Here is a 12061-nt window from a genome sequence, read left to right as displayed (position 1 = left end):
GGTCAGGCGGTGGTGTCGTCGCGCCGCTCGCGCAGCACCTCGCCCGAGGCGTCGTGGCGGACCTCGCGCTGTGCCTCGTTGCGCGCCTCGATCTCACGCTGCTCGGGGGTCTTCTCGTCGTCGTCGTCGCGGAGGCTCTTGGTCTCCGTCTTGAAGATCCGCAGCGCCTGGCCCGAGCTGCGGGCCAGGTCGGGAAGCTTGGCGGCGCCGAACACGAGCACGACGATCGCGAGGATCACCAGCCACTCCAGACCCTGCGGCATGCCGATCAGCGGGTTGGTCATGAGGTCACTCCGTCATTGGTGGGTTGCGGGCGGTGGGGTCCTGCGGGGACGTCCCCGAGTCTACGCCGTCGTCCCCGTAGAGCCGGAGCGCCGCCTGCGCGGCGGCGCGGAAGCTCTCGGCGTACGAGGTGGGGGCGACGAGCGTGGCGTGGGGGGCGAGGCGCAGCAGGAGGGACCGGACCCACTGCTCGCTGGCGACCTCGAGGTCGATGTCGATGGTGCCGTCGGGCCCCGGTCGCTGGGCGGTCACCTGGTAGTACTCCACCGCCCACCGTGCGGGCGGCGCGAGGCGCAGGGTGACCGTGGTGGTCTCGGCGTCGGCGAACCAGCCGCCCGTCAGGTCGCGGGCCCGCGCACCGGGGTCGGCCACGGGGGTGTCGAGCTCGCGTGCCGCCAGGATCCGGTCCACGCGGAACGCGCGGTCCCCCACCGCGGTGTGGCACCACGCGTCGAGGTAGAGCCGGTCCTCGACGCGGGCCAGGCCGCGCGGGTCGACGACGCGACGCGACTCCTCGTCGCGCGTCGGGACGTGGTAGCTGATCTCGACCTGGTGGCCGTGGGCGATCGCCGACTCGAGGGTGGGCACGATGGCGCTGCTCTCGAGCGGTGTCGGGGTGACGTGGAGGCGCAGCAGCCCCTCCTCGTCCTGCCCGGCGGCCTGCTCGAGCTTGGCCAGCGTGCGGGTGATGACGTCGCGGGCCTCGGCGGGCGCCGCCTCGACCATCGTGCGCAGCGCCACCACGAGCGAGGTCGCCTCGGCGGGCGAGAACCGCACCGGTCGCGCGAGGTAGTCGGCGTTGTCGACGCGGATGATCCGGTCGCCCTCGAGCGCCTCCAGGTCGACCTCGATCAGGTCGCCGGGCAGCCCCGGCGACACCCCGGTCATGAAGAGCAGGCGCAGGTCGCGCTCGATCTGCTCAGCGTCGGTGCCGAAGTGGGCCGCGGCGTCGTCGAGGCGCACCTCGCCGCGGGCCAGGAGGTAGGGCACCAGGGCCAGCAGGCGGGCGACCTGGTCGGGGGCGGTGTCGCCGGTCGTGCTCATCGGACCTCCTCCCCCGGTGCGGCGACCGCACGCAGGCGGGTCACCACGTCGTCGCGCAGCGCGAGCGGTCCGTGGACCACCACGTCGGCGCCGTAGGTCAGCACCTCGTCGGAGAGCTCGTGCACCGGCCCCTCGACGACGAGCAGGTCCCAGCCGGGCAGCTCCTCGATCGGGGTGACCGACTCGGCTCGTCGGCGCAGGCCCACACCCGTCCCCTGCCGCGCCCGGACCTCGGCCCGCACGGACGGGAACGACGGTGAGAGGCGGCGTGCGACAGCGCGCACGTCGGTGCCGGGCGGGACGTCGTACGCCGCCGACTTGCCGCTCGCGCGGACCGGTCCGACGATGCGCGAGAGGCGGAAGACCCGCTCGGCGCTGCGGTCGACGTCGAAGCCGACGACGTACCAGCGCCCCGAGGACCGGGCCAGGCCCCACGGCTGGAGGCGACGGGTGGTCGGCTCGGTCTCGCTGGCGCGCTGGTAGGGGAAGCTGACCTGGCGGCGCTTGCCGACGGCGTCCCAGAGCGGCTCGAAGGCGGGCTCGTCCGCGGTGATGGCGGGTGCCACCACCTCGAGGCGGGACGGGTCGATCTCCACGCCCTGGCCCTTGAGCTTCGCCAGGGCCCGGACGGTCGCCTTGGCGAGGGTGGCCTGCTGCCACACCTGCGCCGCGAGCCCGAGCACCGCCGCCTCGTCGGACTCGAAGCGGATCTCCGGGAGCGAGGTCTGCTCGGTCGGGATGCGGTAGCCGATCTCGTCGTCGAAGAACGCGTCCGCGCTGCCGACCTCGATCACCGCGCCGATCTGGCGCAGGGCGTCCTTGTCGCGCTCGAAGGCACGCTCGAACGCCTCGTCGCCGGCCGCCGTGCGGGGGTGCTCGGGGTAGCACGCCTCGCGGATCGCGTCCTTGCCGATGAACCGCTTGGCGCCGAGCAGCAGGATGTGCAGGTTCATCAGCCGCTCGGCCCGGGGCTGCGCCATCCCTGCTCCCTTCCTTCTGCTCGTGCGCGTCGGCTCAGGAGGCGGCGAGGATGTCGACGACGAAGAAGAGCGTGTCGGTGCCCGTGATCCCGGCCTGCTCGTTGCCCTCCTCGCCGTAGCCCTTGGCCGGCGGGATCTCGAGGATCACCCGCGAGCCGACGGTCCGGCCCACCAGGCGCTCGTCCCAGCCGGCGATGACCTGGCCGACGCCGATCGGGAACTCGGCCGGCTCCTTGCTGTAGGACTCGTCGAACGGCTTGTCGGCCTCGTAGACCTGGCCGAGGTAGTCGACGGTCAGGGTCTGGCCGGACTTCACCTTGGCCCCGTCACCCTTGATGAGCGTGGTGGCGATCAGCTCGCCGGTCGGCTCGTGGGCCTCGGTGAAGTCGAGGCCGGTGATCACGCCGTCCTTCTCGACGAGGGTGGGCGCCCAGCCCGCGGGCTTCTTCTCCTCGCCCTGGGGGCCGTCGAGCGGCGGCACGGTCTCGGACCGGTCGAGGATGTCGACGACCGCGAGGACGGCGTCCTTGTTGCCGATGCCGATGGTCGGGTTGCCGACCTCGCCGTAGGCCTTCTCGGCGGAGGTCAGCATGACGACGCGGTCGCCGACCTTGCGTCCGATCATGGCCTCGCGCAGGAAGGGCAGCACGTCGGCGGACAGCTCGACCGACTGCGTGGCGCCCTTCTTGGTGTAGGTGCTCTGGGCCTCCTCCTGCGTGAAGCCGTTGCCGATCCACCAGTTGGCCTGGACGGTGTCGCCGTCGGCGACGGTCTCGCCGTCGCCCTCGACGAGGACGTCGACCTCCTCCGCCGACGGGTCGAGCCGGCCGTCGAAGGTCACCTCGGGCTCCTGGCCCTGCTCGCCCTCGACGGTCACCGAGCTGAGGGGCGCGCCCCCCTCCTCGGCGTCGCTGGAGCCGGAGCCGCACGCGGCGAGTCCGAGCATGCTGAGGGCGAGAACACCGCTGAGGGCAGCGGAACGTACACGAGACACTGGTTCACCTGATTCGATCGGTCGGCGTTGCGCGGTCACCCTATCGAGCGACCCCCACCCCTCGCGGCACGACACCACGTCGGGGTGGTCGGCGACCGCCCGGGCCGGTGCGACGCCGGGGCGGGTGCGGGCCCGCCCGGGGCTCACATGCCGTCGATGAGCCTCTGCACGCGCTCGTCGTAGGCCTTGAACGGGTCCTTGCAGAGCACGGTGCGCTGCGCCTGGTCGTTGAGCTTGAGGTGCACCCAGTCGACGGTGAAGTCGCGGCGGCGCTCCTGTGCCTTGCGGATGAACTCCCCGCGCAGCCGGGCGCGGGTGTTCTGCGGCGGCACGCTCTTGGCCTCGAAGATCTTGAGGTCGGTGGTCACGCGGGCCACGGCGCCGCGCTTCTCCAGCAGGTAGTAGAGGCCGCGACCGCGGTGGATGTCGTGGTAGGCGAGGTCGAGCTGGGCGATCCGGGCGTCGCCGAGCGAGAGCCCGTGCTTGGCGCGGTAGCGCTCGATGAGCTTGAGCTTGATGACCCAGTCGATCTCCCGGTCGACCAGACCCAGGTCGTCGGACTCCACGGCCTTGAGGGCGCGCTCCCACAGGTCGAGGGCGCGCTCGATGGTCGGGGTGGAGATCTGGCGACGGTCCACGAAGTCGCGGGCCTTGCCGAGGTACTCCGCCTGGATCTCCAGCGCGCTCGCCTCGCGGCCGTTGGCCAGGCGCACCTTGCGCTGCCCGGTCGGGTCGTGGCTGATCTCGCGGATGGCCCGGATCGGGTTCTCCATCGTGAGGTCACGCATCACCACGCCCTCCTCGATCATCCGCAGCACCAGGTCGCAGGAGGCCACCTTGAGCAGCGTGGTCGTCTCGCTCATGTTGGAGTCGCCGACGATGACGTGGAGGCGCCGGAACCGCTCGGCGTCGGCGTGCGGCTCGTCGCGGGTGTTGATGATTGGGCGGCTGCGCGTCGTCGCGCTGCTGACGCCCTCCCAGATGTGCTCGGCGCGCTGGGAGACGCTGTAGGACGCCCCGCGCGGGGTCATCACGACCTTGCCGGCGCCGACGACGATCTGGCGGGTCACGAGGAACGGGATGAGGATGTCGGCGAGGCGGCTGAACTCCCCGGCCCGGCCGACGAGGTAGTTCTCGTGGCAGCCGTAGGAGTTGCCCGCGGAGTCGGTGTTGTTCTTGAAGAGGTAGATGTCGCCGGAGATGCCCTCCTCGTGCAGGCGGTTCTCCGCGTCGAGGAGCAGGCCCTCGAGGATCCGCTCCCCCGCCTTGTCGTGCGTGACGAGGTCGACGATGTCGTCGCACTCGGGGGTCGCGTACTCCGGGTGACTGCCGACGTCGAGGTAGAGCCGCGCGCCGTTGCGGAGGAAGACGTTGGACGAGCGTCCCCAGCTGACCACCTTGCGGAAGAGGTAGCGCGCGACCTCGTCGGGGCTCAGGCGGCGTTGGCCCTTGAACGTGCACGTGACGCCGTACTCGTTCTCGATGCCGAAGATCCGCCGGTCCATGTCCCCACCCTAGGCGCGGGGGGCACACGTGACGCGCTCCTGCGCCGGAATCTCGTCCGGCGAGCCGCGAGCCCGCCCCGACCCACCTCACCGGGGGTTGACGGGCGCCCCCCGTCCGGGTCAGCGTTCCGCATGGGACCACGCCACCTCGTCGCCACGGTGCTCGTCGAGCCGAGCGTCATCGAGGACCTGGAGCTGCGGGTGATGACCGACGACCTGTGGCTGTGGCCCGTGCGCACGGCGCCCGTGGTCCTGGACGGCGAGCGGATGGCGTTCCAGCTCCGCAGGCGGCTGGTCGAGCAGCGGCGCGGGGCGTGGGACGACGCCGCGACGTGGACGCCGGCCTGGATCGGGTTCGGCAGCGCGTGGCACGAGTTCGGCCCCGACGGCAACGCGCGTCCCACCGGCCCTCTCCCGTGGGCCGCTCACCAGCGGCTGTGGGACGCCCTGGACGAGTTCGGCTCGCTGGTGCGCTACCGGCGCCGCCTCAGCGGCATCCCCACCGAGCCGACCGCGCAGTGGCCGGGGCTCCACCTGCGCTGACGGCCCGGCTCAGGGCTGGCCCGGCTCCGGTGCCGGCGGTTGCGGCGCGGGCGGCTGGGCGTCCCCCGGCGCGGCCGGGTCGACCGGTGCGTGGTCGGCGGGACGGGACGGGGGCGACACCGGAGGCGCGACCGGCGGCGCGACGGGAGGCGTGGCGGGAGGCGTGGCGGGCTCGCCCGTGACCGGGTCCTCGAGGGGCGGGGTCGCGCCCGAGACCTGGTCGGTGGGGTCGGCGGGGTCGTCCTGGCCGGACTGGCGCGGGCCCGACCCGGCGAGCGCGTCCTCGGCGGTCTCGGGAGCGACCTGCTCGGCGCCGCGGCCCTGCAGGACCTCGGCCAGTCGGGTCGCCCGCAGCCGGACGAACTTGCGCGGTCGCGTGCGGGTGCGGTCGAGCACCGCCACCTCGAGGTCGTCGGCCGGGATGACCCGGTCCTCGGACTCGGTGTGACCGAGCGCGGCGACCGCGACGCGGATCGCGTCGTCGAGCGAGGCGCCGGCGACGTAGTGCTCGGCGAGGTGGGAGGCGACCACGTCGGCCGCGCCACCCATCACGGCGTAGCCGTGCTCGTCGGCGACCTGGCCGTCGTAGGTGAGGCGGTAGAGCTGGTCGTCCTCGGCGGCGTCGCCGATCTCGGCGACGAAGATCTCCACCTCGTAGGGCTTCTCGCCACCGGAGGAGAAGATCGTGCCGAGCGTCTGGGCGTAGGCGTTGGCCAGCCCGCGGCCGGTGACGTCGCGACGGTCGTAGGCGTAGCCGCGCATGTCGGCGAGGCGTACGCCGGCGATGCGGAGGTTCTCGAACTCGTTGTAGCGACCGACCGCGGCGAAGGCGATCCGGTCGTAGATCTCGCTGACCTTGTGCAGCGCCTGGGACGGGTTCTCCGAGACGAACAGGATGCCGTCGGCGTACTGCACGGCCACGACGGAACGCCCCCGGGCGATGCCCTTGCGCGCGAAGTCGGCCCGGTCCTTCATCAGCTGCTCGGGCGAGACGTAGAACGGCATGCTCATGTGGAAGTGACTCCTGCGTCGGGTCAGGTGAGGGAGGCGGCGGGCCCGTCGGGGCGCTGCCTCCGTGAGGCGAGGATCCGGTCGGCGATGGCGGCGACGTCGTCGTCGGGCATGCGGTGGCCGCCGTCGGCGGTGATCACGTGCACCACCGGGAAGATGCGGCGGGTGATGTCGGGTCCGCCGGTGGCCGAGTCGTCGTCGGCGGCGTCGTAGAGCGCCTGGACGACGGCCGTCACGGTCTCCTCGGCGGTGAGGTCCTCGCGGTAGAGCTTCTTGAGCGAGCCGCGGGCGAAGAGCGAGCCGGACCCCACCGAGTGGAACGCGGTCTCCTCGTAGCGGCCGCCGGTGACGTCGTAGCTGAAGATCCGGCCCTGGTCGGCGGCGAGGTCGAAGCCGGCGAAGAGCGGCACGACCGCGAGGCCCTGCATGGCGAGGCCGAGGTTGGCGCGGATGAGGGCGGCGAGACGGTTGGCCTTGCCGTCCATCGACAGCGTGGTGCCCTCGATCTTCTCGTAGTGCTCGAGCTCGGTCTGGAACAGCCGGACCATCTCGACCGCCAGCCCGGCGGTGCCGGCGATGCCGACCACGGAGAACTCGTCGGCGGGGAACACCTTCTGGATGTCGCGCTGGGCGATGATGTTGCCCATCGTGGCGCGGCGGTCACCGGCCATGACCACGCCGCCCGCGAACGTCGCGGCGACGATCGTGGTGCCGTGCGGGGCGAGGTCGCCGGCGTTGCCGGTGGGGACCGCGCGGCGCGACGGCAGCAGGTCGGGCGCCTGGGCGCCGAGGAAGTCGGCGAAGCTCGACGTGCCGGGCGTCATGTAGGACGTGGGCAGGCGGGACTCGCTCATCCGGCTACTGGCCGCCCTTCTGGATGAACGACTTCACGAAGTCCTCGGCGTTCACCTCGAGGACCTCGTCGATCTCGTCGAGGATCGCGTCGACGTCCTCGTCGATCATCTCCTTGCGCTCGGCCACGTCGGTCTCGGTCACCTGCTCGGTGACCTCCTCGGTCTCGGAGGACCTGCGCGGTTGCTTCTGCTCCTGGGCCATGCCTCGACCCTATCCACTCCCACCGACGCCACAAGGAGGCTCACCCTCCGCGGGCGGGGTGAGTCGCCCGGCCGGGGCGCCGACTCCCCGAGGGTTGTTCGAACTTCTGGGGGTGTGCACGCCCCCAGAAGTTTGGGTTTCCCCGCATATGCGGGGAAACCGCGAGCCCGGACGCCCCCGACGTCCCCTCAGCGCGTGATCGCCGCGACGAGCGCCTGGGCGGTGTCGCTGCGGTCGATCAGCTCGCCGACGTGGGCCCGGGTGCCGCGGAGGGGGTCGATCGTGGGCACGCGCTGGAGCGACTCGCGGCCCGGGAGGTCGAAGATGACCGAGTCCCACGACGCCGCGGCCACCGAGTCGGCGTACTTGTCGAGGCAGCGCCCGCGGAAGTAGGCGCGGGTGTCGACCGGCGGGTCGTGCATGGCTGCCTCGATGGTGGCGTCGTCGAGCAGGCGGGTGATCCGCCCGGCGCCGGCGAGCCGGTGGTAGAGCCCCTTGTCGGGCCGTACGTCGGCGTACTGCAGGTCGATGAGGTGCAGCTTGGCGTCGTCCCAGTCGAGCCGGTCGCGGTCGCGGTACTGGTTGAGGAGCTTGAGCTTGGCGACCCAGTCGAGCTCGCCGGCGCACTCCATCGGGTCACGCTCGAGGCGGGTCAGCACCGACTCCCAGCGCGCCAGCACGTCGACGGTCTGCTCGTCGGCGTCGGCGCCGTAGCGGTCCTCGACGTACTTGCGGGCCAGCTCGAGGTACTCCAGCTGCAGCTGGACCGCGGTGAGCCGCCGCCCGTCGCGCAGCGTCACGAGGTGCTTGAGCGTCGGGTCGTGGGAGACGTCGCGCAGCGCCCGGACCGCCCCCTCGACGCTGAGGTCGCGGTCGATGAAGCCGTCCTCGATCATCGCCAGGACGAGTGCCGTCGTGCCGGCCTTGAGGTAGATGGAGATCTCGGCGAGGTTGGCGTCGCCGAGGATGACGTGCAGGCGGCGGTAGACCGCGGGGTCGGCGTGCGGCTCGTCGCGGGTGTTGATGATCGGGCGCTTGAGCGTGGTCTCGAGGCCGACCTCGACCTCGAAGTAGTCCGAGCGCTGGCTGATCTGGAAGCCCTGCTCCGGCGTGGTGTCGCGCCCGTCCTGCCCGATGCCGACCCGCCCGGCGCCGGTGACCACCTGGCGCGAGACGAAGAACGGGGTGAGGTGCCGCACGATCTCGGCGAACTGCGTCGAGCGGCGCATCAGGTAGTTCTCGTGGGCGCCGTAGGAGGCGCCCTTGTTGTCGGTGTTGTTCTTGTAGAGCAGGATCGGCGTGCTGCCGGGGACCTGCGCGGCCATCCGCGAGGCGTCGAGCATGACCTGCTCCCCCGCCTTCTCCCACCGCACCACGTCGAGCGGGGTGGTGACCTCCGGCGAGGAGTACTCCGGGTGGGCGTGGTCGACGTAGAGCCGGGCGCCGTTGGTGAGGATGACGTTGGCCAGGCCGAGGTCCTCGTCGGTGAGCTGGCTGGGGTCCGCGACCTGGCGCGCCATGTCGAAGCCGCGGGCGTCGCGCAGCGGCGACTCCTCCTCGAAGTCCCAGCGGGCCCGTCGCGCCCGCGCCGTCGACGAGGCGTACGCGTTGACGATCTGCGAGGAGGCGACCATCGGGTTGGCCGACGGTTGGCCCTGCACCGAGATGCCGTACTCGACCTCCGTGCCCATCACGCGTCGTACGCTCATGACATGAGCCTACGGGTGTGGGACGAGCGCGTCGTGCCTCGTCTGACCGACCTCAGCCTGCGCAGCCGCGAGGTCGGCGAGATGCGCGAGGTCGCCTGCGCCGGCCTGACCGGCCGCGTGCTCGAGCTCGGCTTCGGCAGCGGGCTCAACGTGCGGTGGTACCCGCCGGAGGTCACCTCGGTGACCGCCATCGAGCCGTCGGACCTCGGCTGGGAGCTCTCTGAGCCCCGCCGGGCGGAAGGCACGGTGCCCGTCGAGCGCGCCGGCCTCGACGGCCAGCGGCTCGACCTGGCCGACGACTCGCACGACAGCGCGCTGGTGACGTTCAGCCTGTGCACCATCCCTGACCCGCTGCTCGCGCTGCGGGAGGCGAGGCGGGTGGTGCGGGCAGGCGGTCGCCTGCACGCGCTGGAGCACGGGCAGGCGCCCGAGGAGTCCGTACGCCGCTGGCAGCGCAGGATGGAACCGGTGCAGCGGGCCGTCGCGGGCGGCTGCCACCTCACCCGGGACGTCCCCGCCCTGGTGCGCGAGGCAGGCTGGGACGTCGTCGAGCTCGAGCAGTCCTACCTGCCGGGACCGGCGATGAGCCGGCCCTGGACGTGGTGCTCCCGCCTGCTCGCGTCGTGAGGGAGGTCAGCGGCCCCGGCGCAGGAAGCCGAGGAGGAAGATGACGATGATGACGACGACGACGATGATCAGAATGGTTCGCATGCGTTCAACGTAGTGCCACCCGACCCCGGCAGAACCCTCCGCAGGGGTGTCGGGGCCAACTTCGTTCCGCGACCGCTCAGGGGTTGCGCGACTGCCAGGCGTGGGCGACGTTGACCGCGACGATGCCGGCAAGGGTGACCAGCAGCGCCAGGAACTGGCCGTTGACCCCGAGGGCGATGCTGATCGGGATGAACGCCACCAGCGAGACGATGCCCAGCGCCAGCTGGCGCGCGCCGGCGCCGGCCACCGCGGACGTACGCCGCTGCTGGATCGCGACCTGCTCGGCCGCCCGCCGCTCCACCGCGCGCTCGACCCGCTCCGCGAACCCGTCGACGAGCTCGGCGTCGTAGCGGGCGCCGAGCTCGCGACGGGTGGCGAGGGCGGCCTCGATGTCGCTGTGGCTGAGCTCGTCCTCCCGGTTCATCGCCGGCTCACAGGTACTGGCCGGTGTTGGCGACCGTGTCGATCGACCGACCGGGCTCGGTGCCCTGCTTGCCCGTGATGAGCGTGCGGATGAAGACGATCCGCTCGCCCTTCTTGCCCGAGATCCGCGCCCAGTCGTCGGGGTTGGTGGTGTTGGGCAGGTCCTCGTTCTCCTTGAACTCGTCGACGCACGCCTGGAGCATGTGCTGGACCCGCAGGCCGCGCTGGGCCGGGTTGAGGTCGCTGTCGAGGAAGTCCTTGATCGCCATCTTCTTGGCCCGGTCGACGATGTTCTGGATCATCGCGCCTGAGTTGAAGTCCTTGAAGTAGAGGACCTCCTTGTCACCGTTGGCGTAGGTGACCTCCAGGAAGCGGTTCTCCTCCGACTCGGTGTACATCCGCTCGACCGTCGCGCGGATCATCGCGTTGACGGTGGCATCGCGGTCGTGGCCGAACTCGGCGAGGTCCTCGGCGTGCAGCGGCAGCCGCGCGGTGAGGTACTTGGAGAAGATGTCGCGCGCGGACTCGGCGTCGGGACGCTCGATCTTGATCTTCACGTCCAGCCGGCCCGGCCGCAGGATGGCGGGGTCGATCATGTCCTCGCGGTTGGAGGCGCCGATGACCAGCACGTTCTCCAGCGCCTCGACGCCGTCGATCTCGCTGAGCAGCTGCGGGACGATCGTGTTCTCCACGTCGGAGGAGACGCCGGAGCCGCGGGTGCGGAACAGCGAGTCCATCTCGTCGAAGAACACGATGACGGGGGTGCCGAGCGAGGCCTTCTCGCGCGCCCGCTGGAAGACCAGCCGGATGTGGCGCTCGGTCTCGCCGACGTACTTGTTGAGCAGCTCGGGGCCCTTGATGTTGAGGAAGTAGGACTTCCCGGACGCGCCCGTGCGCTCGGCGACCTTCTTGGCCAGCGAGTTGGCGACCGCCTTGGCGATCAGCGTCTTGCCGCAGCCGGGCGGGCCGTAGAGGAGCACGCCCTTGGGCGGCTTGAGCTCGTGGTCCTTGAACAGCTCGGGGTGGAGGTAGGGCAGCTCGACGGCGTCGCGGATCGCGTCGATCTGGGTGGTGAGGCCGCCGATCTGGGTGTAGTCGATGTCCGGCACCTCCTCCAGCACCAGCTCCTCGACCTCCGACTTCGGCACGACCTCGTAGACGTAGCCGGCGCGGGTGTCGAGCAGCAGCGAGTCCCCGGCGCGGATGGTGACGTCCTCGGCGCGCAGCGGCTCGGCGAGGCGTACGACCCGCTCCTCGTCGGCGTTGGCGATCACGAGCGCCCGCTCGCCGTCGGCGAGGATCTCTTTGAGCATCACGACCTCGCCGACCTGCTCGAAGTCGAGCGCGGCGACGACGTTGAGCGCCTCGTTGAGCATGACCTCCTGGCCGCGCACGAGGCCGTCGAGCTCGACAGCGGGGCTCACGCTGACGCGCAGCTTGCGCCCGCCGGTGAACACGTCGACCGAGTCGTCGTCGTTGCGCGCGAGGAAGGTGCCGAAGCCAGCGGGCGGCTGGGCGAGCCGGTCGACCTCCTCCTTGAGCGTGGTGATCTGGTCACGGGCGTCGCGCAGCGTCTGCGCGAGGCGCTCGTTCTGGCTGGACACCGCGGCCAGCGACCGTTGGGCGTCGGCCAGCCGGCCCTCCAGGCCACGGGCCTGACCGGGTACGTCGTCGAGACGGCGGCGCAGGTCGGTGACCTCCGCCTCCAGGTAGCGCACCTGGGTGGCAAGTTGCTCGCGTGTCGGCTCAGTCATCTCGCACCTCCTGCTCAGTGACACTACCCACCTGCTGGAGGGACGGAAG

General features: G+C 71.5%; 13 protein-coding genes. 2 read left to right on the top strand and 11 right to left on the bottom strand.

Features of this window, described 5'->3' with window-relative positions:
• Nucleotides 1-2 precede the first annotated feature (2 nt).
• The 5 genes from tatA to pafA form a co-directional block, all read right to left on the bottom strand.
• Nucleotides 3-284, bottom strand: coding sequence for a twin-arginine translocase TatA/TatE family subunit (gene tatA, locus SHK17_RS10030; protein ID WP_322424213.1), 282 nt, complete (start codon nt 282-284; stop codon nt 3-5).
• Between the two features lie 4 nt (nt 285-288).
• Complete coding sequence (locus tag SHK17_RS10025; RefSeq protein ID WP_322921958.1) at nt 289-1326, bottom strand: helix-turn-helix transcriptional regulator; 1038 nt, start codon at nt 1324-1326, stop codon at nt 289-291.
• Nucleotides 1323-2306, bottom strand: coding sequence for a helix-turn-helix transcriptional regulator (locus SHK17_RS10020; RefSeq protein WP_172272366.1), 984 nt, complete (start codon nt 2304-2306; stop codon nt 1323-1325). Before SHK17_RS10020 ends, SHK17_RS10025 begins: the two co-directional genes overlap by 4 nt.
• Nucleotides 2307-2340: 34 nt before the next feature.
• Nucleotides 2341-3252, bottom strand: coding sequence for an FKBP-type peptidyl-prolyl cis-trans isomerase (locus tag SHK17_RS10015; protein ID WP_322921956.1), 912 nt, complete (start codon nt 3250-3252; stop codon nt 2341-2343).
• A gap of 191 nt (nt 3253-3443) precedes the next feature.
• Nucleotides 3444-4805: a Pup--protein ligase gene (gene pafA / locus SHK17_RS10010; RefSeq protein ID WP_172272372.1), complete on the bottom strand. Its 1362-nt coding sequence runs from the start codon at nt 4803-4805 to the stop codon at nt 3444-3446.
• Between the two features lie 132 nt (nt 4806-4937).
• Here pafA and SHK17_RS10005 point away from each other — a divergent pair, with 132 nt between their 5' ends.
• Nucleotides 4938-5348 (top strand): hypothetical protein, encoded by a 411-nt coding sequence (locus SHK17_RS10005; RefSeq protein ID WP_322921954.1) that lies wholly within the window; start codon nt 4938-4940, stop codon nt 5346-5348.
• 9 nt (nt 5349-5357) lie between these two features.
• Here SHK17_RS10005 and prcA read toward each other — a convergent pair whose 3' ends face one another.
• From prcA to dop, 4 genes are all read right to left on the bottom strand, one after another.
• Nucleotides 5358-6359 carry a proteasome subunit alpha gene (gene prcA / locus SHK17_RS10000; RefSeq protein WP_322921953.1) on the bottom strand — a complete coding sequence of 334 codons (1002 nt, stop codon included), beginning with the start codon at nt 6357-6359 and terminating at the stop codon, nt 5358-5360.
• Between the two features lie 23 nt (nt 6360-6382).
• Nucleotides 6383-7213 (bottom strand): proteasome subunit beta, encoded by an 831-nt coding sequence (prcB, locus tag SHK17_RS09995; protein WP_322921951.1) that lies wholly within the window; start codon nt 7211-7213, stop codon nt 6383-6385.
• A 4-nt stretch (nt 7214-7217) separates the two neighbouring features.
• Nucleotides 7218-7415 carry a ubiquitin-like protein Pup gene (locus tag SHK17_RS09990; RefSeq protein WP_172272384.1) on the bottom strand — a complete coding sequence of 66 codons (198 nt, stop codon included), beginning with the start codon at nt 7413-7415 and terminating at the stop codon, nt 7218-7220.
• 188 nt (nt 7416-7603) lie between these two features.
• A complete protein-coding gene (dop, locus tag SHK17_RS09985; protein ID WP_322424206.1) occupies nt 7604-9124 on the bottom strand; it encodes a depupylase/deamidase Dop in 1521 nt (506 codons plus the stop codon).
• Between the two features lie 3 nt (nt 9125-9127).
• Between dop and SHK17_RS09980 the strand changes: the two genes are divergently transcribed.
• Nucleotides 9128-9751 (top strand): class I SAM-dependent methyltransferase, encoded by a 624-nt coding sequence (locus tag SHK17_RS09980; RefSeq protein WP_322921948.1) that lies wholly within the window; start codon nt 9128-9130, stop codon nt 9749-9751.
• A gap of 160 nt (nt 9752-9911) precedes the next feature.
• On the opposite strand, the gene SHK17_RS09975 is transcribed toward SHK17_RS09980, so the two are convergent.
• Complete coding sequence (locus SHK17_RS09975) at nt 9912-10259, bottom strand: hypothetical protein (RefSeq protein ID WP_322921946.1); 348 nt, start codon at nt 10257-10259, stop codon at nt 9912-9914.
• A 7-nt stretch (nt 10260-10266) separates the two neighbouring features.
• Nucleotides 10267-12012 carry a proteasome ATPase gene (gene arc / locus SHK17_RS09970; RefSeq protein WP_322424203.1) on the bottom strand — a complete coding sequence of 582 codons (1746 nt, stop codon included), beginning with the start codon at nt 12010-12012 and terminating at the stop codon, nt 10267-10269.
• Nucleotides 12013-12061 lie beyond the last annotated feature (49 nt).

This window comes from Nocardioides renjunii (assembly GCF_034661175.1).
Taxonomy (GTDB): Bacteria; Actinomycetota; Actinomycetes; order Propionibacteriales; family Nocardioidaceae; genus Nocardioides; species Nocardioides renjunii.
The sequence above is the reverse complement of the archived record's forward strand: the minus strand, read 5'-3'. Positions and strand labels throughout refer to the sequence as shown.

Coding starts and splice junctions, on each gene's coding strand:
- pafA (WP_172272372.1), bottom strand. CDS start 4,805: ATGGACCGGCGGATCTTCGGCATCGAGAACGAGTACGGCGTCACGTGC.
- SHK17_RS10025 (WP_322921958.1), bottom strand. CDS start 1,326: ATGAGCACGACCGGCGACACCGCCCCCGACCAGGTCGCCCGCCTGCTG.
- SHK17_RS09980 (WP_322921948.1), top strand. CDS start 9,128: ATGAGCCTACGGGTGTGGGACGAGCGCGTCGTGCCTCGTCTGACCGAC.
- SHK17_RS09975 (WP_322921946.1), bottom strand. CDS start 10,259: ATGAACCGGGAGGACGAGCTCAGCCACAGCGACATCGAGGCCGCCCTC.
- SHK17_RS10015 (WP_322921956.1), bottom strand. CDS start 3,252: ATGCTCGGACTCGCCGCGTGCGGCTCCGGCTCCAGCGACGCCGAGGAG.
- tatA (WP_322424213.1), bottom strand. CDS start 284: ATGACCAACCCGCTGATCGGCATGCCGCAGGGTCTGGAGTGGCTGGTG.
- prcA (WP_322921953.1), bottom strand. CDS start 6,359: ATGAGCATGCCGTTCTACGTCTCGCCCGAGCAGCTGATGAAGGACCGG.
- SHK17_RS09990 (WP_172272384.1), bottom strand. CDS start 7,415: ATGGCCCAGGAGCAGAAGCAACCGCGCAGGTCCTCCGAGACCGAGGAG.
- dop (WP_322424206.1), bottom strand. CDS start 9,124: ATGAGCGTACGACGCGTGATGGGCACGGAGGTCGAGTACGGCATCTCG.
- SHK17_RS10005 (WP_322921954.1), top strand. CDS start 4,938: ATGGGACCACGCCACCTCGTCGCCACGGTGCTCGTCGAGCCGAGCGTC.
- arc (WP_322424203.1), bottom strand. CDS start 12,012: ATGACTGAGCCGACACGCGAGCAACTTGCCACCCAGGTGCGCTACCTG.
- prcB (WP_322921951.1), bottom strand. CDS start 7,213: ATGAGCGAGTCCCGCCTGCCCACGTCCTACATGACGCCCGGCACGTCG.
- SHK17_RS10020 (WP_172272366.1), bottom strand. CDS start 2,306: ATGGCGCAGCCCCGGGCCGAGCGGCTGATGAACCTGCACATCCTGCTG.